Origin of the sequence: Pseudoselenomonas ruminantium (genome assembly GCF_900113715.1) — a bacterium.
Lineage (GTDB): Bacteria > Bacillota > Negativicutes > Selenomonadales > Selenomonadaceae > Selenomonas_A > Selenomonas_A caprae.
The window spans coordinates 17,195-38,710 of the sequence record NZ_FOQK01000017.1 but is presented as its reverse complement, the minus strand read 5'-3'; the positions used below and the strand labels follow the sequence as shown (position 1 = coordinate 38,710).

The 21,516-nt window shown below is 54.7% G+C and carries 25 protein-coding genes and 1 tRNA gene; 4 read left to right on the top strand and 22 right to left on the bottom strand.

Features of this window, described 5'->3' with window-relative positions; translation table 11 throughout:
* The first annotated feature begins 127 nt into the window (after positions 1-127).
* Complete coding sequence (locus tag BM181_RS09780; RefSeq protein ID WP_075444475.1) at positions 128-565, top strand: MarR family winged helix-turn-helix transcriptional regulator; 438 nt, start codon at positions 128-130, stop codon at positions 563-565.
* Between the two features lie 43 nt (positions 566-608).
* Here BM181_RS09780 and BM181_RS09775 read toward each other — a convergent pair whose 3' ends face one another.
* The 17 genes from BM181_RS09775 to larA form a co-directional block, all read right to left on the bottom strand.
* The gene (locus BM181_RS09775; RefSeq protein WP_075444473.1) at positions 609-1,418 is read right to left on the bottom strand and encodes an MBL fold metallo-hydrolase; all 810 of its coding nucleotides are present in this window, start codon (positions 1,416-1,418) and stop codon (positions 609-611) included.
* Positions 1,419-1,483: 65 nt separating this feature from the next.
* Positions 1,484-2,200 (bottom strand): ribonuclease III, encoded by a 717-nt coding sequence (gene rnc / locus BM181_RS09770; RefSeq protein ID WP_075444471.1) that lies wholly within the window; start codon positions 2,198-2,200, stop codon positions 1,484-1,486.
* Between the two features lie 12 nt (positions 2,201-2,212).
* Positions 2,213-3,457, bottom strand: coding sequence for a beta-ketoacyl-ACP synthase II (fabF, locus tag BM181_RS09765; protein WP_075444469.1), 1,245 nt, complete (start codon positions 3,455-3,457; stop codon positions 2,213-2,215).
* A 48-nt stretch (positions 3,458-3,505) separates the two neighbouring features.
* Complete coding sequence (locus BM181_RS09760; RefSeq protein ID WP_075444467.1) at positions 3,506-4,450, bottom strand: NAD(P)H-dependent flavin oxidoreductase; 945 nt, start codon at positions 4,448-4,450, stop codon at positions 3,506-3,508.
* An 84-nt stretch (positions 4,451-4,534) separates the two neighbouring features.
* Positions 4,535-4,762, bottom strand: a complete 228-nt coding sequence (locus tag BM181_RS09755) for an acyl carrier protein (protein ID WP_014423880.1) — start codon at positions 4,760-4,762, stop codon at positions 4,535-4,537.
* Positions 4,763-4,804: 42 nt separating this feature from the next.
* Positions 4,805-5,548: a 3-oxoacyl-[acyl-carrier-protein] reductase gene (gene fabG, locus BM181_RS09750; protein ID WP_075444465.1), complete on the bottom strand. Its 744-nt coding sequence runs from the start codon at positions 5,546-5,548 to the stop codon at positions 4,805-4,807.
* Between the two features lies 1 nt (position 5,549).
* Entirely contained in the window at positions 5,550-6,494 is a 945-nt protein-coding gene (gene fabD, locus BM181_RS09745) for an ACP S-malonyltransferase (RefSeq protein ID WP_075444463.1), read from the bottom strand.
* 16 nt (positions 6,495-6,510) lie between these two features.
* Positions 6,511-7,458 carry an enoyl-[acyl-carrier-protein] reductase FabK gene (fabK, locus tag BM181_RS09740; RefSeq protein ID WP_075444461.1) on the bottom strand — a complete coding sequence of 316 codons (948 nt, stop codon included), beginning with the start codon at positions 7,456-7,458 and terminating at the stop codon, positions 6,511-6,513.
* 44 nt (positions 7,459-7,502) lie between these two features.
* Positions 7,503-8,531, bottom strand: a complete 1,029-nt coding sequence (gene plsX / locus BM181_RS09735; protein ID WP_075444459.1) for a phosphate acyltransferase PlsX — start codon at positions 8,529-8,531, stop codon at positions 7,503-7,505.
* Entirely contained in the window at positions 8,528-9,106 is a 579-nt protein-coding gene (gene fapR, locus BM181_RS09730) for a transcription factor FapR (RefSeq protein ID WP_075444457.1), read from the bottom strand. Before fapR ends, plsX begins: the two co-directional genes overlap by 4 nt.
* Positions 9,107-9,260: 154 nt before the next feature.
* Complete coding sequence (gene rpmF / locus BM181_RS09725) at positions 9,261-9,440, bottom strand: 50S ribosomal protein L32 (RefSeq protein ID WP_033170368.1); 180 nt, start codon at positions 9,438-9,440, stop codon at positions 9,261-9,263.
* A 42-nt stretch (positions 9,441-9,482) separates the two neighbouring features.
* A complete protein-coding gene (locus BM181_RS09720) occupies positions 9,483-9,986 on the bottom strand; it encodes a YceD family protein (protein WP_075444455.1) in 504 nt (167 codons plus the stop codon).
* A 78-nt stretch (positions 9,987-10,064) separates the two neighbouring features.
* Positions 10,065-10,526: an RpiB/LacA/LacB family sugar-phosphate isomerase gene (locus tag BM181_RS09715; protein WP_075444453.1), complete on the bottom strand. Its 462-nt coding sequence runs from the start codon at positions 10,524-10,526 to the stop codon at positions 10,065-10,067.
* A gap of 89 nt (positions 10,527-10,615) precedes the next feature.
* Complete coding sequence (larC, locus tag BM181_RS09710) at positions 10,616-11,845, bottom strand: nickel pincer cofactor biosynthesis protein LarC (RefSeq protein ID WP_075444451.1); 1,230 nt, start codon at positions 11,843-11,845, stop codon at positions 10,616-10,618.
* Positions 11,846-11,849: 4 nt separating this feature from the next.
* Complete coding sequence (larB, locus tag BM181_RS09705; protein WP_075444449.1) at positions 11,850-12,608, bottom strand: nickel pincer cofactor biosynthesis protein LarB; 759 nt, start codon at positions 12,606-12,608, stop codon at positions 11,850-11,852.
* A gap of 107 nt (positions 12,609-12,715) precedes the next feature.
* Positions 12,716-13,438 carry a D/L-lactic acid transporter LarD gene (gene larD / locus BM181_RS09700; RefSeq protein ID WP_075444447.1) on the bottom strand — a complete coding sequence of 241 codons (723 nt, stop codon included), beginning with the start codon at positions 13,436-13,438 and terminating at the stop codon, positions 12,716-12,718.
* Positions 13,439-13,480: 42 nt separating this feature from the next.
* Positions 13,481-14,752: a nickel-dependent lactate racemase gene (larA, locus tag BM181_RS09695; protein ID WP_075444445.1), complete on the bottom strand. Its 1,272-nt coding sequence runs from the start codon at positions 14,750-14,752 to the stop codon at positions 13,481-13,483.
* A 175-nt stretch (positions 14,753-14,927) separates the two neighbouring features.
* On the opposite strand from larA, the gene BM181_RS09690 reads away from it, so the two are divergent.
* A complete protein-coding gene (locus BM181_RS09690; protein ID WP_075444443.1) occupies positions 14,928-16,403 on the top strand; it encodes an AcpB/EbpR/MafR family transcriptional regulator in 1,476 nt (491 codons plus the stop codon).
* Positions 16,404-16,470: 67 nt separating this feature from the next.
* Here the strand turns inward: BM181_RS09690 and BM181_RS09685 are convergent, their stop codons facing one another.
* Genes BM181_RS09685 through rsmD form a run of 3 tightly spaced genes read right to left on the bottom strand, consistent with a single transcriptional unit; the run spans position 16,471 to position 18,126 of the window.
* Positions 16,471-17,058, bottom strand: coding sequence for an ATPase (locus BM181_RS09685; RefSeq protein WP_075444441.1), 588 nt, complete (start codon positions 17,056-17,058; stop codon positions 16,471-16,473).
* A gap of 7 nt (positions 17,059-17,065) precedes the next feature.
* On the bottom strand, positions 17,066-17,554 hold the full coding sequence (gene coaD / locus BM181_RS09680) for a pantetheine-phosphate adenylyltransferase (protein ID WP_075444439.1): 489 nt from the start codon (positions 17,552-17,554) through the stop codon (positions 17,066-17,068).
* The gene (gene rsmD, locus BM181_RS09675) at positions 17,551-18,126 is read right to left on the bottom strand and encodes a 16S rRNA (guanine(966)-N(2))-methyltransferase RsmD (protein WP_075444437.1); all 576 of its coding nucleotides are present in this window, start codon (positions 18,124-18,126) and stop codon (positions 17,551-17,553) included. Before rsmD ends, coaD begins: the two co-directional genes overlap by 4 nt.
* Positions 18,127-18,303: 177 nt before the next feature.
* Between rsmD and BM181_RS09670 the strand changes: the two genes are divergently transcribed.
* Both BM181_RS09670 and BM181_RS09665 read left to right on the top strand, forming a co-directional pair.
* On the top strand, positions 18,304-19,950 hold the full coding sequence (locus tag BM181_RS09670) for a DUF4127 family protein (protein WP_082336259.1): 1,647 nt from the start codon (positions 18,304-18,306) through the stop codon (positions 19,948-19,950).
* An 83-nt stretch (positions 19,951-20,033) separates the two neighbouring features.
* Positions 20,034-20,109, top strand: a tRNA-Gln gene (locus tag BM181_RS09665).
* Positions 20,110-20,213: 104 nt separating this feature from the next.
* Here BM181_RS09665 and BM181_RS09660 read toward each other — a convergent pair.
* Complete coding sequence (locus BM181_RS09660; RefSeq protein ID WP_075444433.1) at positions 20,214-20,771, bottom strand: hypothetical protein; 558 nt, start codon at positions 20,769-20,771, stop codon at positions 20,214-20,216.
* A 79-nt stretch (positions 20,772-20,850) separates the two neighbouring features.
* Positions 20,851-21,492, bottom strand: a complete 642-nt coding sequence (locus tag BM181_RS09655; RefSeq protein WP_143092159.1) for a hypothetical protein — start codon at positions 21,490-21,492, stop codon at positions 20,851-20,853.
* Between the last annotated feature and the right edge of the window lie 24 nt (positions 21,493-21,516).

Below are 21,516 nucleotides of genomic sequence, written 5' to 3'. Positions count from 1 at the left end.
ATAAATGTTTACTATTGATGAAATATATAGTATATTATATTTAAATAAAAGTCAAGATAATGCCGCTTATGCAGGATTAAATGCTTGATATTTAATCACACTCTAATAAAAGGGGTAATCCGTATCTATGAACAATCTATCAACGCCAAATGTCTCACAAAAATTCATCGAAACGTTGATTCTGATTCACAACAATTTCTACCGCCAGACAAAGCTGCCGATCCCGCTGAATCAATTCGGTGCCTTGATGGTCATATTCACAGAAGAATCCGTATCCATTACGGATATCAGCCATATCTTGAATATTTCCAAACAGCAGATGACCACCGTCATCGACAAGCTCGTCTGCAACGGGATGGTACAGAAAGCGCCGGATCCCCATGACCGCCGCCGCAGCGTCATCACGCTCACCCCGGCTGGCCAGAAGATCCTCGACGATCAGAACGAACGCGTCCGGCAGCTATTCAACCAGCATATGCAGCAGCTGAACGAGGATGAAACCGCTCAACTCAGCGACTCGATCCTGACTTTCAATCAACTGCTCGAGAAAATGTTCATCAACTGAGGAAAGGAGTGTTTCGCACGCGAAACACTCCTTTTCCTTGTCATCAGCCAAGCTCGATGACATCCAGATCATCTGGCACAAAAACATTGCCCTGATAATATTGTCTGGCCTCAGCCGCATATTCCTGCTTGCGCGTCGCCAGATGCTTGTCCTCCGTATGGTAGAGCACGAGATTCTTGGCTCGTAAGAGCTCAGCAAGCTCGCTGGCCTCCTTGACCGTACTGTGATTCTTCTCGTAGGGCTTGAACACCTCACGGTCCTTGTACTGGCAGAAAGCCTCCGCAAGCAGCCAGTCCGCCTGCTCAGCATATGCCCGATCATGCTCATTGTACGGCTCATCCCCCAGGCAGGTGAACTTCATCCCATCGGCGAACTGCAGGCAGTAGCCAAACTGTTTGGCCTTCGTCGACAGGATGTCGAAAGCCGTAAGCCTGAACTGCGGCAATTCCACGGCTTCCCCATCCTTGACCTCATGGATCAGGATGTCGCTGCCAACGCGGGCAAAGTCCTTCTTCTTGAGCGTCATCTCCGTCATCCTCAGCAGCATTTCCCTGACGACATCATGGCAATAGATATGGAACTTTCCCTCATACTTGCCCTTGTTCATCAGGTCTGCTACCTTGCGGATCACCCAGATCACCCCCAGTACATGATCGGTATGCCCGTGCGTCACAAACATGTGCTGGCATTTCTGGTAATCAAACCCTGTCACTTCCAACTGGCGCAGAATGCCATTGCCGCCACCAGCATCCGTCAGGAACAGGCTTCCATCCTCAAGCTCGAGAAAAAAGCATGTGTTGAAGCATTTGGTCGCCATCGCAAACCCTGTCCCGAGAATCACCAACTTGCGCATATCGCTCTCCCCTTTCTTCTGTCTACATTATAAAACAAGGCGCTGGCATTTGCCAGCGCCTTTGCCTATTTCTGATTGAGTCTTGCAAGTGCCTCGCGTGCTGCATGCTGCTCAGCTTCCTTCTTGCTATGCCCCGTCCCCTGTCCCATCACTTTGCCAGTGATGCGGACCTGGAACGTGAACCGCTTGTCATGGTCAGGGCCCTCTTCGGCCACCAGCTCGTAAGACACATTCTGTCCCTCATGCTGGTAGACTTCCTCCTGCAGGATTGTCTTGTAATCCTTGAGGATCGCACCGCTCTTGGCGCGCTCAAACTCCGGCATGAGCTGGCGGATGACATAGTCTTTTGCCGTCTCCCAGCCCTGGTCAAGGTAAATCGCACCAATGACCGACTCGAACACATCCTCCAGATTCGTCTGCCGCGTCCGGCCGCCGCCCATCTCCTCACCACGGCCCAGCAGCAGATAATCACCAAGATGCAGCCTGGCCGCCAGCTTTGCCAGCGTCGCCGAACAGACGATGCTCGCTCTTGTCTTTGTCAGCTGCCCCTCCGGCATCTGCGGGAAGTGCTGATAAAGATAAGTGCTGGAGGCAAGCTCCAGCACAGCATCTCCTAAAAATTCGAGACGTTCATTATGGACGATGTTCCCCTTGGATTCATTCGCATAGGAAGTATGCGTCAACGCCTGTTGCAGGAAGTTCAGATTCGTAAACTCCACACCCAGAGCCGCTGCCAGTCCGCAAAGCTCTTGCTCACGTTTCTCCGACAGGATCTTTTCCATCGTCAGCCTCCATTACTCTGCGTACTTCTTGAGCAGCAGGCAGGCATTGTGGCCGCCAAAACCGAAGTTGTTGGACATAGCCGCACGGACCGTCTTGGCCTTGGCCTTATTCGGAACGTAGTCGAGATCGAGGCCTTCATCCGGCGTCTCATAATTCATCGTCGGCGGCAGCATGTCATTCTCGATAGCCATTGCCGTAGCGATGCACTCGACACCACCAGCAGCGCCGAGCAGATGACCAGTCATCGACTTGATCGAGGAAACCGAAACGTCCTTAGCGGCTTCGCCCCAGACTGCCTTGATTGCCAGCGTCTCACCTTCATCATTCATATGCGTGGACGTGCCATGCGCATTGACATAATCGACATCTTCTGCCTTCATGCCAGCGTCATCGAGCGCTGCCTGCATGCATTTTGCCTGGAACTCGCCACCCGGAGCCGGGCTCGTCATATGATATGCGTCGGAGTTCGCACCATAGCCGACAACCTCAGCATAGATATGCGCACCGCGGGCTTTTGCATGCTCAAGGCTCTCGAGAACAACAAGGCCTGCACCCTCGCCCATGACGAAACCGCTGCGGTTCTTGTCGAACGGACGGGAAGCATGAGCCGGGTCATCGTTGTGATCCATGCAGAGAGCCTTCATAGCGGCAAAGCCAGCCACAGCAGCCTCAGAGACAGCAGCCTCCGTACCGCCGGCAATCATGACATCCGCATCACCGCGCTGGATGACACGGAAAGCATCGCCGATGCAGTTGGAACCCGTAGCGCAAGCCGTAACGATGCAGCTGGACGGGCCATGCAGCTTGTACGTGATGGATACCTGGCCGGCAGCCATGTTCGCGATCATCATCGGGATGAAGAACGGACTGATGCGGCCTGGGCCCTTGGCAAACAGCTTCTCATACTGCGAATGCATCGTCTCGATACCGCCGATGCCAGCACCAACGAACGTGCCGATGCGATCGAGGTTCTCTTTCTCCAGATCCAGCTTCGCATCCTCGATGGCCATGCCAGCAGCAGCTACCGCGAACTGCGTGTAACGATCCATGCGCTTGGACTCTTTCTTATCGATGTATGCCGTCGGATCGAAGTCCTTGACCTCACCAGCAATCTGCGCACCATACTCAGACGCATCAAAGCGGCTGATCTTATCGATTCCATTGCGGCCCTCCATCAGGCCTTTCCAGAATTCATCTTTACCCGTACCAATCGGGGTAATGGCACCCAGACCAGTGATTACTACACGATTACTCAAAACGAATGACTCCTCTCAATTATCTTAGTCGTCCTCTAGAACGTCTGCTCAGTCTGCAGCTTCGGCTTCCGCCTTGAGCTGCGCAAAGATATCATGCACCGACATGATCTTATCGATCTTCGGCATGTATTCACCCGTGAAGACCAGGCCGGTCTCCACATCGCCCTGCTGCGCCCGTGTGAGCGCGCGGATGATGCAGAAGTTGTGCTTGCATGCCTTGAGGCAGGCATCGCACTGCTTCGGCGGTACAGGGCCTTCCATGACTTTTGCCGAGAACGGCGTGCGTACAGCGCGACCCGGAAGACCTACAGGGCTGTGGATTACCACGATATCCTCTGGTTTCGATTTCAGATAGTATTCCTTGAGGGCCGGTGCGGCATTGGATTCCTCACAAGCAGCGAAACGCGACCCCATCTGGACGCCAGCAGCGCCCATCTTTATCAAATCAACGATGTCCTGGCCGTGCAGTACGCCACCGGCTGCAATAACCGGGATATTCACAGCTGCGCTGACATCTGCGATGAGATCACGTACCGACGTGTCCGTGCCGAGATGTCCACCTGCCTCTTTGCCCTCAAGGACAATGGCAGCCGCGCCAAGACGCTCTGAAATTTTAGCTAATTTAACGGAAGAAACAATCGGAACGATCGGCGTTCCGGATTCCTTGCCGAGCGCAAACATATCACGGGAAAAACCTGCACCAGCAACTACGAGGTCGATGCCCTCATCAATCGCTGTCTTGACAACCTCAGCAAAATCTGCGGCTGCTACCATGATATTGATGCCGATGATACCAGATGTAAGCGAACGTGCGAGCCGGATTTCATAACGCAGTTCGTCATGGCTCATACCAGATGCGGCAATGAGGCCGATACCGCCCTCGTTAGCTACAGCTGCCGCCAGACGGGCCGTTGACAAACGAATCGCCATACCACCCTGCTGGATTGGAACTTTTGCGATCTTATTGCCAATTTTCAGCTCTGGAAGTTTCAATGTTACTCCTCCAATCAATCCTACCTTGAGAAAATCCCGCGAAACAAGTTTCACGGGATTTTCAAACAGGTAAGACGCTCAAACTTATTTGTTCTGGTCTATGTAGGTAACTACATCCTGAACGCTCTTGATCTTCTCAGCAGCCTCGTCCGGGATCTCAATATTGAATTCCTCTTCGAAAGCCATGATCAGCTCAACAATGTCCAGGGAATCAGCACCCAGATCATCGATGAAAGTGGACTCGAGGGCAACCTCGTCAGCCTCAACACCTAACTGCTCAACAACGATATCTCTTACTTTATCAAAAGTCATGAAGTTTCACCTCCTTAAAATAAAAGTTCCTATATAGTTATATCACATAACCATGCCGCCGTCTACATTGACGATCTGGCCCGTGATATAGGATGCATAATCCGATGCAAGGAAAAGCACAGCATTAGCTACATCTTCCGGCTGGCCCATGCGCTTAAGCGGGATACCTGCCAGCGTAGCCTCTTTCGCCTTGTCCGTCATGGCAGCCGTCATATCCGTGGCGATGAAGCCCGGTGCGACCACGTTGACATTGATGCCGCGTGCGGCAAGCTCTTTAGCTGCCGACTTCGAGAAGCCTATGACACCAGCTTTGGCTGCGGCATAGTTTGCCTGACCAGCATTGCCCATGAGACCGACAACCGATGCCATGTTGATGATGCGGCCGCTGCGTTTTTTCATCATGAGCTTGGAAACAGCCTTCGTGCAGTAGAACACGCCCTTGAGGTTCGTGTTGATGACTGCGTCGAAGTCCTCATCCTTCATGCGCATGAGCAGGCCGTCACGCGTGATGCCTGCATTGTTGACCAGGATATCGATTTGCCCGAAAGCCTCAACAACTTTCTCGACCATTGCGTCAACAGCTTCGGTGCTCGAGATATCTGCCTGGACCAGAATGGCCTCGCCGCCATTCTTCTCGATCTCCGCCTTGACCTCTTCTGCCTTAGCCGTGTTGCCGGCGTAATTGATGGCAACCTTGGCTCCCTCGCTGGCCAGGCGGATGGCAATGGCACGGCCAATGCCTCGCGATGCGCCAGTTACCAGCGCAACCTTTCCGTCTAAAAGCATATTAGCGAACCTCCTTGAAATAGTCAAGCGTTTTTTGCAAACTTTCGAGATTTTCTACGTTCATGCTCGTGAGCGCCTTGTCGATACGGCGGTTGAAGCCGCAGAGCGTCTTGCCCGGGCCAGCCTCGACAAAGGTATCAGCACCAAACGCCTTCATCGTATTGACGCAGTCGATCCATTTGACCGGATGATCCGCCTGCGCAACGAGGTTTGCCTTGATCTCCTCAGCTTTGGTCTCCAGTTCGCCCGTGAAGTTCGAGACAACCGGGATCTTCGCATCGCGGATTGTTACCTTGTCGAGCTCAGCAGCAAGTTTCTCAGCCGCCGGTTTCATCAGCGTGGAATGGAACGGCGCCGATACCGGCAGGATCACAGCCTTCTTGGCACCAGCCTCCTTGAGCAGCTCAACAGCAGCCTCAACGCCAGCCGTCGTGCCAGCGATGACCGTCTGGCCTGGGCAATTGAAGTTGACAGCCTGGACTTCCCCTGCATTTTCCGTAGCTTTCGCGCAGGCATCCACGATGACCTCATCAGCCAAACCGATGATAGCAGCCATGCCGCCCTGACCGACAGGAACAGCTTCCTGCATGAACTGGCCGCGCTTGTGCACGAGCAGCACAGCGTCCTGGAAGTCCAGTACACCGGCAGCAACCAGTGCCGAATACTCACCAAGGCTATGGCCGCCAGTAACATCCGGCTGGATGCCATGCTCCTTGAGGATCTCGTTGGCAATGACGCTCATCGTGAGGATTGCCGGCTGCGTGTTAGCCGTCAGCTTCAGATCCTCAGCCGGACCCTCAAAGCACATCTCCTTGATGGAATATCCCAGCGCCTCATCGGCCTGCTGGAAGAGCTTCTTCGCTACATCATACTGCTCGCAGAAATCCTTGCCCATGCCGACAGCCTGAGCGCCCTGACCTGGAAATACAAATGCAAGTTTATTCACTATGAACTACCTCCAATTATTTGCAATCCTGCTGGATCGTATCGATGACACCTGGCAGACCAGCTACGATGTCTTCAATGATCTGTTTTACCGGCTTGATATCGTTAAGCATGCCAGAGATTTCGCCAATCATTACGGAACCATTCTGGACATCGCCCTCATGGGTGGCACGATGCAACGAACCAACGCCAAGCTGCTCCAGTTCTTCGTTAGATGCACCAGCTGCCTCCAGCTCCTCAAATTTACGCGTGAGCTTGTTGGCAAGTACACGAGCCGGATGACCGAGCTTGCGGCCCGTAACCACCGTCGAACGATCCTTGGCATGCAATACCATCTTCTTATAATCCGGATGTGCGATGCATTCCTCACTCATAACAAAACGCGAGCCCATCTGCACAGCCTTGGCCCCCAGCGCAAAAGCTGCCGTCATGCCGCGGGAATCACCGATACCACCAGCACCGATGACCGGTACATCAACAGCATCGACAACCTGCGGCAGCAGAGCCATCGTCGTGATCTCACCGATATGGCCACCGGACTCCGTGCCCTCAGCGATAACCGCATCAGCACCCGTGCGGACGAGGCGCTTAGCCAAAGCTACCGATGCGACGACCGGGATGACTTTCGTGCCGATCTCCTTGAGTGCCGGAACATACTCGCCCGGATTGCCAGCACCAGTCGTGACGACCGGAACGCGCTCGTCGATGACTACCTGCATGACCTCTTTGACGAACGGGCTCATAAGCATGATATTGACGCCGAACGGCTTATCCGTCCAGCCCTTGCATTTCTGAATCTCCGCGCGCAGAATATCCGGCGGCATATGGCCAGCACCGATGATGCCAAGGCCACCGGCATTCGATACAGCCGAAGCCAGCTCTGCCGTACCAATCCAGGCCATACCACCTTGCAGGATCGGGTACCTTATGTTCAGCAACTTACAGATTTCATTATTCTCAAACATTAAAATTTGTCCTCCTTAGCCCATTTCGCGATGCAGGATTGACCTCACTTCTTCTCGCTGTCATTGGTCAAGACCTCTTCCTGACTCAAAGCCTCCTGGATATGCTCCATGACATTGCCGTTGACATAGTCATTGGCCACGCCGATTGCACTGCAGATCGACTTCGCATTCGACGAGCCATGGCTGATGATGCAGACACCATTGACCCCCAGGAGCGGCGCGCCGCCATACTCCGAAGCATCCAGCCGTTTGCCGAGTTTCTTGAGCGTCGGCATCAGCAGCAGTGCCCCGAGCTTTGCCAGGATACCGCCATCCTTGATGGCCTCTTTTATCAGTTTCATGATGGTCTTGGCCAGGCCCTCTGCAAATTTTAGCACAACATTGCCAACAAATCCATCACAAATTACCACGTCGAAATTGCCCTTGGGGACATCACGGCCCTCCGCATTGCCACCGAAATTGATAGTGTGCATCTCCTTGAGCAGCGCATAGGTCTCCTTCGCCTGCTCATTGCCCTTGGTCTCCTCCTCACCAATATTGAGGAGTCCGACCCTCGGATTCTTGATGCCAAATACATACTCAGCATAGATAGAGCCCATCAGGCCGCTCTGTACCAGATGCACCGGCTTGGAATCCACATTGGCGCCAGAATCCAAAAGCAGGGTAACGCCCTTCGACGTCGGCATCGGCGTAGCGATTGTCGGCCGGCCAATGCCGCGGATGCGCTTGAGGATCAGCTGGGCAGCCGTGACCGCAGCGCCAGTACTGCCGGCAGACAGCACTGCATCACATTTTCCTTCCTTCACGAGCTGCGTCGCTACTACGACAGAAGAATCCTTCTTGGTACGGACCGCATCTGCTGGATGTTCGTCCATACCGATGACCTCTGTCGTGTGGTGGATCGTTATGCCGAGTTTCTCCCAGCCTGTCTCGCGGCTGAGTACTTCCCGGATACGCGGCTCATCGCCGACCAGCACAATCTCACATTTATATTTCTTTGCCGCACGGACGGCACCGAACACGATCTGTTCCGGTGCATAGTCACCGCCCATTGCGTCAACTGCAATCTTCACGAAGTTTTACCCCCTAACTTATCTCCCCACGAAACTACGATGAACTTCGCACGGAAAACTTCCTGGGTTTCATTATGGGTCTTCACCCATACAAAGAATTTATTGCCTCTGACTTTCACCACTTCAGCCTTGGCGATAAGCTTCTCGCCCACATGAACCGGTACCTTGTACTTGACATTGGCCACACCGGTGACAGCCATCGGCGCATCAATGATTGCGATTGCCAGTGAGTCAGCCTGCGAGAACATATAGTGTCCCTTGGCGATCTGCGTCTTGGCAAAAACCATATCTTCCGTTATGCGGAGCAAGGAAATGCCCGAACGCCCCAGCTCCAGATCGATAAGTTCGCCGACGACCTCACCGCTTTGGATGGATTTGACCTTGTTCTGCGCCTTTTCCGCCATATTGCGGATGCGTCCCCGAAGCTCAGGTATGCCAAGCTCCAAACGGTCAAGGCGAATCGTCTGGACGCTGACCTCCAGGTTCTTGGCCAACTCCTCATCGGTCAGGAACGGCTTCTCCCGTACCTGTGCCAGCAACATCTCCTGACGTTCCTTCTTCTTCACCCTTGCCATTCGAACACCTCCCTTCGCTTCAATCTTTAGTACCTGCTACTACAGTCTCATATAATGGTCTATTATAAATGGTATGTACTAAAAATGCAAGGGTCAGTTGTCTGAAAACAATAAAATAAGCAGGACAACACTCGTCCTGCTTATACAGCTTCTATTACTCTGCTGCCTTGACAACCTCTTTGCCATCATAGTAGCCGCATTCCGGGCATACATGATGAGGCATCTTCGGCTCGTGGCACTGCGGGCAAGAAACGAAACCCGGAGCCTCTAATTTCCAGTTAGCACGGCGCTGATCGCGACGAGCCTTGGAAGTTTTACGCTTTGGTACTGCCATGTCGGATACACCTCCTTAAGCCTTTGTGTTCCTACGGGGAACTCAGTCCTTTTTCAATAATTGCTGTAATGCTGCCATGCGCGGATCTGGAACGAAACGATCACAGCCGCAATCGCCCTCATTCAGATTCTGCCCACACACCGGACAAAGCCCTTTGCAGTCGGGCTTGCAGATATTACTGAGCGGCTGGGCCGCAAGCAGGGTATCCCGGATCATATCCTGGATATCCAGCATATCTCCCTCAAACACATTGACTAAGTCTTCTGTTTCCGCTGCCTCCCGGCTGAAATCCTCTGAAAAATCATGGACCTGATCCTCACGGCATTCAGCCAGGCACCGACCACAGACAAAGGTCTTCACATCCTCAATCTTTCCGGCCACACGCCAGCACGATCCCGTATAGACCACCGTTCCTGTGACCTTAATTGGCCCCTCGAACTGGTAATCATCGCTTACGGCATCAAGTTCCGCGGCAGTCGTTGTAAAGGAAAAGGGAAGCTCCCTGCCTAAATCGGTTTTCAATTCAGCAATATTAACATTCATCATTCAGCATCAACCTCAATCCATTATAGCGACCGTCATTTCGTTTGTCAAGAAAATCTCCTTTACCGGCCAGCGCGGTATTCACTTCACTGGCACGCAATGTTTGTCGTTGATTTCCTTGACCTTCTGGACGCGGCGCACATATTTCTCCGCCGTCAGCGGGTCCGTATGCATCCAGGTCTTGACCGTCTCCATCGCGATGGCACCGCCGATGATCTTGCCGCCCAGGCACAGGACATTGCTATCGTTGTGCTGGCGGGCCAGCTGGGCACAGAACGGATCCTGACAGACTACGGCATAGATGCCGTTCAGCTTGTTGGCAATCATGGCGCTGCCATAGCCGACGCCATCGACAAAGATGCCACGCTCGCACTCGCCTTTGGCTACCGCCATTGCTGCCGGATAGACAAAATCCGACAGGTCGCAGGACTCTGCATCATACGTGCCGAAATCCTTGACCTCATGGCCTTCGCTCTCCAGATAGGCTTTGATCTCATTTTTCAGGCTCGTGCCTGCGTGATCGTTTGCCATTGCTATTTTCATGAAAAAACCTCCCGTTTCCATCATTAAATAATACTTTGATTTTAACGAGCGGCTTCCTATTTGTCAACAGGGCAGCCAGCAAGCTGTGCTCATTCCCCCAGCCGCTCCTTGAATGCCTCTATTGCCTCCTGCTGCACCGCCTTGAGCGGTACGGACTTCTCCTCAGCCAGCCGGCGGCAGTCTTCATACTCCGGCGACAGGCTGCAGAGCTTGCCATCCCAGGCGCTTACTTTGCAGTCCACCACGCCATACTTTGTCTCGACCTTCGCGGTGTGGCGCGACGCCTCCAAGCGTTTGGCGACAGGCATGACGCGCAGGCCGATGCTGGTCGTCTCCGAAAAGATGAGGTTCACGCATCCAGGCTTCGCCGCTTCATCGACGAGCACCGACAGCTTCTGCGCTGGCCGGTTCTTCTTCATGAAGATCGGTGTCGTCCAGACATCCAGTGCACCAGCTGCCAATAATTTATCAAACAGGTAGCCATAGATCTGGGGATTCATATCGTCGATATTGGCTTCAAGGATTGCCAACGGTCCGCTGGCCGCCCCCTGATACTCTCCCAGATAAACCCGCAGGACATTCGGGATCTCCAGCTCGTGGCTGCCCGCACCATAGCCGATGCATTCTGCCGTGAACCCCTGCGGGATTCCCTCACTGTACACCCCCAAGGTCTTGACGATGCCTGCACCAGTCGGAGTCACCAGCTCCTTCTTCTCCGAGCCCTGCTCAGACGGCCAGCCCAGCAAGAGTTCCGCAACTGCCGGTGCGGGGATCGGCATGAGCCCATGGGCACAGGAAACGAACCCACTGCCCAGCGTCAGCTTCGAAGCAAAGACGCGCTCTATGCCTAAGTAATCCAGGCAGATTGCCGCCCCGACGATATCCACGATGGAATCGACGGCTCCCACTTCATGGAAGGCCACCTCATCTGCCGGCTTGCCATGCACCTTGCCTTCAGCCTTGGCGATTTCCGTGAAGATAGACAGGGCCTGCTGCTTGACAGGCATTGCCAGGGAGGACTGCTCCAGCATCCCACGGATATCACGCATCGTCCGATGCACATGCTGGTGCGCATGATGATGTCCATGATGATGCTCCTGATGATGTCCAGGCTGCGCCTGCCGCAGCTTTACCTCCACGAACTCTGCATGGATGCCATTCTTCACGACCGAAGAGACTTCCAGCTGGAATTCATCCTGCAGCGGCAGCTTCGCCAATTCCTTTTCCAGTACAGCCACTGGCACACCAGCCTGCAGCAAAGCGCCTAAAAACATGTTGCCGCTGATTCCGGCAAAGCAATCCAAATATATCGCCCGCATCGTTTCACCTCAATTTATTTATCTTGCTGGCCAGAGCTCCCGCCCCAAAGCCATTATCAATATTCACGACAGATACGCCCATGGCACAGCTATTGAGCATCGACAGCAGCGCTGCCACCCCATGGAATGACGCCCCATAGCCTACACTTGTCGGCACGGCAATCACGGGTTTATCGGTAAGCCCGCCGACCACGCTTGCCAGCGCCCCCTCCATGCCTGCAATGACCACGATGACATTCGCCGCCTTTATCGCTGGCAGATGGGCAAACAGCCGGTGTATGCCGGCCACCCCGCAGTCATAGCAGGTCTCCACGCAGTTGCCGAACAGATAGGCCGTCAGCCGAGCCTCTTCCGCCACGGGAATATCGCTGGTCCCAGCCGTCAGGATTAGGATCTTGTGGGCCGCATCACGCGTGATGCGTGTATCACGGTCAAGGTAAATGAGCCGCGCTGTCTCGTCGTATACGGCGGCAGGTACTTTTTCCTGTACCCTCTCGTAATGCGACCGATCGGCCCGGGTAGCCAGCAGATTCCCCTTGCTGTGCGTATATAACGAATAAAAAATATCCCGCACCTGCTCAGGCGTCTTGCCAGCTGCATAGATCACCTCGGGCATTCCCTGCCGCAATTCGCGATGATGATCCACTTCTGCGAACCGCATCTCTTCGAAGGGCGCCTCTGCGATTGCCTTCACAGCTTCCGCCTCAGCGACATTCCCCTCTTTATACTCGCGCAACAGGCGCGCGATCTCCTCCTCAGTCATCTGGCCACCTCAATTCTATATCCAACCAATTTAATGTATTCGCGCTGAAAGGAAAAATTCCTCTTAACGAAAAAACCTTCCCCGCAGGGAAGGCTTGCGCCGATCGATCAGATGTTGAAGAATCCGCGCATGAAAATTGCTGCTGCCGCAGCACCAAAGAACGGAGCAATGCCCGGCACCAGGATGCCGTATTGCCAATCGTTGTCCGCCTTGTTCTCGATCGGCAGCACGGCATGCGCCAGACGCGGGCCCATGTCGCGGGCAAGGTTCATAGCAAATCCTGTAGTACCGCCCATGCCCATGCCGATGGCCCAGACCAGCAGGCCGATGGCTATCGGTGCCAGCATGGCAGCAGGGCCCTGGCAGGCACGCAGGATGCCCAAGATGCCCGAAATGAAGACAAACGTCGCAAAAAACTCGCAGAAGAAATTGCGTGGCAGATTGCGGATGCCCGGCGTCGTGGAAAAGATATTGCGGATCCGCACCGGATCGATCTTTCCCACCGAAGCCTTGAAATGGTCCGCATAGCAGAACCACATGATTGCCGCGCCGAAGAAGCCGCCGGCAAGCTCTGCCAGCGAGATCGGCAGCACCATCCCCCAGGAAATATTCCCCAGCACAGCCTGCGCCACCACCATGGCCGGGTTGATGCAGACATCGCCGAACAGATACAGGGATACCGTGATGCCAAACGACCAGGTCGTTATCGCAAAGATGTGCCCCGTGCCATTGTATTTCGTGTTCACCAGCGTATCATCACAGTGCACGCCGATACCAAAGATGATCATCAGGGCGGTGCCCATGAACTCTGCCAACAATTGATGTTCCATTGAATTCGTTCTCCTATCTTTCTTCTCTTATTCCTTTATTCCTCAGCCGACGATGACTGCCAAGCCATCGGGCACGACAGCCACCTTCGCATCGCGGCCCTCATAGCCATAGGCTTTCTGCAGGGCTTCGTCAAAACTCTTGGCCAGCTCCATATGCATATCGGTGATGAGCTGCGGCTCAACCAGATCTGATACCATGATGACTCGATGATGGGCAAGGATTCTCGCCAAAATCTGCGACGTCCACTGATCCGGGATTGTCTCCAGGCGCGGCGTATTGATTGCCTTCTGCAGGAACTCCTGCGGTGTTTTTGCATCTGCCAGATTGTGATAAAAGCCCTCGCCGCCATGACCATCCGCGCAGCCAGCCACCATGATGATAGTGCCGCCTTCTTTGTTGGCCGCCTCGGCTGCCGTCATACCTTTGACTGCCTGGTAGATGTTTTGGTCGAGCGGATAGCCGCCATTGGTCGACACCGTGATATCCGCCTGCACCTGCGGCACATGCGCCAGATCTGCGACAAACTCGCAGCCCTTCTCATGGGCGCGTTCCAGCTCACCAGCAAAGGAGCCGATGATTTCTTTGTCCTCATTGAGCACGACATTGAGGATGAACTTCAGGCCGGCAGTACGAGCCGCATAGACCATATCACGATGGATCGGGTTGTCGAGCAGATTGCCAGTGCGCGCATGGTGCGAATTGATGAATTCGCCGCAATGATTGGCCATGATGGTCTTGTATGAGGCCACCCCCGGCAGTACCGCTTTGCGGCCGCCCGAGAAACCAGCAAAGAAATGCGATTCGATGAACCCCTCAGCAATCAGCAGGTCTGCCTCGACCGCAGTACGGTTCACGATGCATTCGCCGCCGCTTGGCAGCGTGCCGATCTTGACCATCGAAGCATCATCCGTCGAAACATGCATGACGATGTTCTCCTTGTTGACGATCTCTTCGCCGTATTTGGCCACCAGTTCCTCATGCGTTGACGGACGATGGAAGCCCGTCGCTACCAGGATGCTGATATTTGCCTCCGGTTCCGCCGAACGGATGCGGCGCAGCAAGATTGGCATCGTGATATGCGAGGGTACCGGCCGCGTGTGATCTGAGCTGATGATGGTGATGTTCTTCTTGCCCTTCACCAGTTCCTCCAGGCGCGGTGAGCCGATAGGATTATCCAGTGACGCCTCGACCAGCTCCTGCTGCCCCTTGTCTGCCTTATAGCCTGCCGCCTTGGATTCCAGTACAGCCAGCAGATTCTCATCAGCCACCTCAGCAGCCATAGTTCCCTTGTCATAAGGTAAAGACAACTTCATGTCAAAAACCTCTCTTTCCAAATCCTCCTATTTCCAGTACAATAGACCATAACAATATCGCCTTCCACAAGACGCATATAGCGTAACATAAACACACCAGCTTATTGCATCAAATCCTGCCGTCAAATACGGCAAAAACTGCGAAACAAAACGAAGCCAGAAAGAAGGATATCCATTGCTCCCCATTCTCGACAAATCCCTGCAAAAAGAATACGCGCTGCTTAGCCTGCTCGATTCTGATGACCGTTGCTTTTCCTGCCAGGAACTCGCAGCCGGTCTCCAGCTCTCAGAGCGAACCATCCATAAATACCTGCAAAGCCTCACGATGCATCTTGAGGAGCGTTTCCCTCAGGCTTTTGTCATCGAGCGCAATACTGCCCTCGGCATCCGTCTGAGCCGGGCTCCCTGGCTCAACATCCATGTGGTCTACACACAGTTTGCCCAGGAGTCGCTGACCTATTCCTTTTTCCATGCCATGTTCTTCGAAACCGTGGATACGACCACGTCATTCTGCCTGACCCACTATCTGAGCCAGGCTTCACTGTACCGTGCGCTTGCCCCGATGCGTGATGCTGTGGCAGCCTTCTCCCTGACCCTTGATGCCGCCGATATGAAACTTTCCGGCGATGAGATGCAGCTCCGCTATTTCTTCAATAACTTCTACCTGCAGATCTACCGCGGCTACGATTGGCCATTTCCTGATATCTCGCGCCAGCGCATCATGAATGCCATCGAAGATATCCTCGGCGCGCTCGACTTTCCGATGTCCATCAGCGACCGCAAGCACTTCTCCTATTGGCTCGCCATCATTGTCCACCGCATGAGCCTGCGCCATAGCCTGTCTTCGCCTCTGCCCGCTGAGCTCGGCCTCGACAATGAAGCGTATCACGCCTGCCTTCCCGCCATCGAACGATTCTTCCAGCGCTTCCGCCTTCCCATCCTGACCGCAGAATGCCAATTTGTCTTCTATCTGCTGCATGCCTTCCCCTTTGGCGCCAATGTGCAGCAACGCCTGTTTGCAGCCGCCCGCGATGCCCGTGGCTTCGACTGCCTGCCCCTCACAGCCACCGATCACTTCATGGCCGTCTTTGCCCGCTATTTCCCGAGCTGGATTGGCATGGGGGCCCCGAGCTTCCGCCAGAAGCTGCACCGCCTGCACTTCCACGGCGCATTGCTGAGCGGCAGTTCCGACCTGCTGGAGCGCTATCCTTTCCTCAAGACATACCAGACGACATATCCCCGCTTCGCCCGCCACATGCAGAAGCTCTACGAAGCCCTCGCGCCCCATCCCTGTGGCCGCTGCTTCACCGATACCTGTTATCTGCTTCCCCATTACATCCTGCTTTGCAGCCAATACTTTGACCTTGCAGCAGCCGAGCCGGTCATCCATCTCGCCCTGCTGACCGACTATGGCCCGATCTATGAAGAAAAGATCAAGCAGGAAATCATCTCCCGGTTCCGCGATGACTTCCATCTGCAATTCGTCTCTACGCATGTCGACTATGACCTGCTGATCACCAATCTGCCAGCCCCCATCCAGCCCCCCGGACATCTCTCCCTGTCCATCCACACGGCCTTCAATCCCCGCGAATGGGAGCTGTTGCAGGAGCTTTTGACCCGGCTACGTACCAGGCAGGCACAATCCTGCTGAAGCAGGGACAATATAAAAGGAAAGCAACCTTGTCCAGTGGACAAGGCTGCTTTCCTTTTATATTGTCTTATTCGTTTTCCTGCTGCTCGGCCAGCTGTGCTGCCGTCACGGCAGCGGCCTGCTGTGCCTGGCGTGCAGCCTGCTGGTTCATCTGCGTCTTTGCCTGCTGCAGGACATTGAGTGCCTGCTGCAAGCCCTGTTCAGCCTGGCGTACCCCCTGGAAGGTTCCTGTCACATGGGCGATCAGCTGCTCAAACACCTGGTTGGCATAAGCATCCGCATCATTCTGCAGCTGCGTAGCATTCTGCTGCGTGCGCTCCATGATCTCACGCTCCTGCTGCTGCGTCTGCTGCAGGATGGTCTTGGCCTTTTCCTTGGCCTGCTGGACGATCTCATTATCGTCCGTGATGCGCTCTGCATATTCCTTGGCCTCCCGCTTGATCTGCTCGGCCTCCTTGCGTGCATCCTCCAGGATCTGCTCGCGATTGCGCATGATCTCATCGGCCCGGTTGAGCTCTTTGGGCAGATCATTACGCAGCTCATCTACATAATGGATGAGTTCATTATCATTGATCAGGGTCTTCTCCGTAAACGGGAAATGCGAAGCTCCCACCACCATATTCTCGAGTTTATCCAAGGTATCGCGTACTGACATATACCGCTTACTTCCTTTCTCTCTGCTCTAATTCTATCATCGCCTGCTCCACGCAGTCCGGAACCAGCCCATGGACACTGCCATGGAACCGGAACAGTTCCCGGACACCGGATGAACTCACATAGGAGTAATCCGGCCGCGTCAGCAGAAACACTGTATCAATCTCTGGCGCGATATGACGAATCATATACGCTTCATTCTCTTCATATTCCAAGTCTTTCACCGACCGGATGCCACGGACGATGACCTGTGCATCATGCGCGCGCATGAACTCGGTTATGAGCCCCGCGAATGACATGACCTGCACGTTCTCCAAATGGCTGACCGCCTGACGCAGCAGATCCACCCGCTGCTCCACCGGCAAGAATCCCTTTTTGCTGGCATTCTGGAACACACAGATGATCAGCTCATCAAACATCCTGCTGGCCCGCTCGAAGACGTCAACATGACCGTTGGTCACCGGGTCGAAACTGCCGGAACACACTGCCCGCGTCACAGCTCCACCTCCTCGACATACGCCCGCCACTGGAAAAAAGTCAGCTGCGTGGTATGTCCATACCGCCGGTTCATGACTGCTATCAAGTGCTCAAGCTCGGGAATATCATTCTCATCAGCACCATGCTCGACGACCAGGATACCATTGCGTGCCATGATGCCCGCTGACTGGTCGATCTGCTTGAGTGCCCGCTCCCAGAGCCCCTTGTGGTAGGGCGGATCGCAGAAAATCAGATCGAAATCTGGCTGGCTGCGGTCCAGCTGGCCGAGCTCGGCAAAAACATCGCCGCCGCGCACCGTAACCTTATCCTGCAGCCGTGTCAACCGTGCGTTTTCCTGCATGAGCTGAGCCGTGGCCTTATCCACGAGCATACCACTTTTCGCCCCACGCGACAACGCTTCCAAGCCCAGATTGCCCGTACCGGCAAAAATATCCAGCACCTTGCGATCCAGTACTTTCTGCCCCAGGATATTGAACAGCGACTCTTTGATGCGGTCAGCTGTGGGCCGCGTGTCCTGCCCTTTCGGTGTCTTCAATCGGCATCCCCGGGCTGTCCCCGTGATGATTCTCATATCATCCACTCCATCCTGTGCTGTTATTTACCTCACAGTAAACAAATTCATTTTACCATATTTTATTCAAATAGTGAACTGCCCGTATGGTATAATATGCAAAGAATCTTTACTGTATAGGAGTTTACCGTGAAACAACGTCATCACTATATCATTCCGCTCATCATCCTCGTCCTCATGCTCGGGCTCTGGCATATGCTACGCCCTGCCCGGCCAGCAGTACCGCTCACGCCTGAACGGCCGCTGGCCGATACGGTACTGCTCGTCCCGCTCGACGGACGCCCCCCGTGCCGCCAGTTCGTCATTGATGCAGGACGCATCGCTGGCACTCGCGTCGAAGCACCGCCCACCAGCATACAAGACTATTACTCACAGCCCGGGGATACGCAAGGCATGCGGCAATGGCTCAGTCAGAACCTCGGCAACAGCCAGGCCGCCATCCTGTCCATCGACCAGCTTCTCTACGGCGGGCTGCTGGCCGCCCGTGAGAAGGAAGCCTCCCCCGCAGAAATCAATAGCCTGCTCCAATACCTGCGCGGACTCCACACTGCTCATCCCGACATCCCCCTCTACGCCTTCAGCATCCTGCCGCGCCAGACGCCCCAAGACACCATCGACGGCTATCAGGAACGCAAAGACCTGTTGGCCTACTCGCGGCTGAAAGGACGGCAAGCAGAAGGCCTGCCCATCGACGAGCAGGAGCTTTCCCGCCTTGAACAGGCTATTCCCGCCGAAAGCATGACGCGCTACCTTGCGCACTTTGCCGAGAACAAGCAGCTCAACGAAGCGCTGATCCGCCTGGTACACGAAGGTGTCCTGGCCCAGCTCGTCCTCGGACAGGACGACGGCGAGCCCTTCAGCATCCCCAACATCGAAAAGAACGAGCTGAAGAAATACATCGCCCAGCAAAACCTTCCGGCGGACAGAGTCTTTTTGACCCATGGCGCCGATGAGATCGCCCTCTCGCTGCTGACCACCATCAAAAACCGGCAGGCAGGCTTCCGCCCGCGCATCTTCGTGCACTACAACTCGCCAGCCACACCGGACCGCGTCATGCCCTATATGGCGATCAGCACCGCGGAGACTGTCCGCGAAAAGATTGCCCTGCTAGGCGGCCAGGAAAGTGACACCCCCGGCGAGGCCGATTTCACACTGCTTGTCTCCACCTGCAATAGCGATGAAGATGACTTAGCCAGCCGCCAGCAGACGGCAGCGTATCTGCAAACGGCGCGCGAAAACAACCACCCCGTCGCCCTCGTCGACCTCAGCAAGCATTTCACGGCCCAGGAAACCGTCCTGCCTTTGCTGCTCAATAGCGATTATCCCGTGAATACGCTTATCGCCTATGCTGGCTGGAACACTACGAGCAACAGTATCGGCACCGCGCTGGCTCAGGCCAGCCTTTACGAGGTTTCCCGCCAGCAGGCTGCCAGCCTTGAGGAAACGATTGGCCTGACAGCAGCCAATATCACCTTCCTGCAGGATCGGCTGCTCGAAGATTACTTCTATCTGAAAGAGGACATTGACCTCATCAACCTGGAGCTCCAGAAGGCCGGCTACACCAACACCGCCGACCTCGACCTTGAACACAACCATCGCTGGGCCAACCGCATGCTGCAGCGTGCCATGAAAGATCATCTGGCAGCCTACAAGAATACCCGCGCCTTCCGCCAGCCTGTGACCTTCCACTCGCCCTATGGCCAGTTCTCCCTGCTGCTACAAGACATGACCGTCGACCTCAGCTATCCCTGGCCGCGCACCTTCGAGATCTGGCTGCAGGCCACTCCCTATTTTGCCATGCTCCCAACCGGAAAAATTAAATGATTAGCAAAAAAAGTTCTTGACATCTCCCTACCATCTCTATATAATATATAAATGTCGATGGCTCACTGAGTCAGAAACCTTACAGGGGTATCGCCAAGTTGGTAAGGCACGGGTCTCTGAATCCCGCATGCGTTGGTTCGAGTCCAGCTACCCCTGCCATTGCATATTTCACCGCTATCTGTTAGGATAGCGGTTTTTTTGTTGTGTCGTTGCCAAACAAAAGACGCGCAGCCAGCTCCTTCGCTGGTTGCGCGTCTTTTCGTCTATTTTACTGGCTGGATTGGCGGCAGCTCTACCGTCTGTGCCTTGCTGGCCGCTGCCGCAGGCACCTTCTCGATAGGCGGAAGCTCCACCACAGGCTTTGCCGCGGCTGGTCTTGCCACAGCTGGCAGCTTGACCTCCACCGCCTGGATTGGCGGCAGTTCCACGACATTTCCTGCGGGCAGCGCCGCTTTTGCCGGAGCCACAACCGGAGCCGGCTGCGGCTGGACAGCTGGCGCAGGCGGAGCAACAGGAGGCTGCGGCAATACTGCCGGCTGGACTTCTGCCGGAGATTTTTTCCCTGCCTTCTTCTGCGCATCGATGTCTGCGGCCGTGATGATGATAGGCACAGCCTTCGGTGCCTGCGTGGCTGCTGCCTTGCCGGCCTCAGCATCAGCTTTCGGTGCCGTTCCGACGGCATCCCAATGCAGCCTTGCATTCCTGCCCGGCAACCCGCTATAATCTACCTCGCCCATTCCGGCACTGGCAATCCCCATGCTCTGCACCATCAGCAAAGCGGCAGCCGCCAAGGCCACCCCTTGTTTCTTGCTACGCTTCATCCCGCAATCCCCCAATGTATTCTTAGCTGCAATCACATATCATTATATGTAATTCTGCACCACACAGGAAAATCCTGCTTTATTTCTCCTGGAAACTTGCCACACCCTGTTGGAACAGCTTGATGGCACTGTCACGCAGCACAGGATTATCGATCAGCTGCAGCGAATAGCAGCCACCCTTCGCCCCACGGAAAAAGGTCACTGCCATCTGCGTGTCAGCCGTGGCCTTGGCATCGAACTTGCCATCCCCATTGGTATCGACCTCGATCTCTTTTGCCGTTACCGCATAGACCGCCTTGTTCGTCGCGCTGAGATTCACCAGCATGATGCCTTCATAACCATTGCTGTTCATCAGGTCATTGAGATATTTCTTGGCCTCTTCTTCGTTAATCTTGTTGAAGTCCGGCGTCTTCTTCCCATCAAAGGCATCCATCAGGACAACCCAGGCATTCTTGATGTTGTACCCATCGTTGTCAAAGACAAGCACTTCGCCTTTCTTGCCCTCATAAAGCAGGCTAGCGGGGATAACATTCGGACGCTGCGGGCACTGGATGGTAAAACCATACTCCTTGCTCGTGTAAGTATAGCCAAGCTTTGCCGGCTGCGCCTGAGCCGTCTCAGCTGCCGGAGCCGGCTCAGCTGCGAAAACCGTTGCCGGAGCAGCACTTCCAAGCAGGATTGCCGCCATAACGCCCATTGCCATGTTCTTGTTCCAATTCATCAGGATACCTTCTTTCCTAATCAA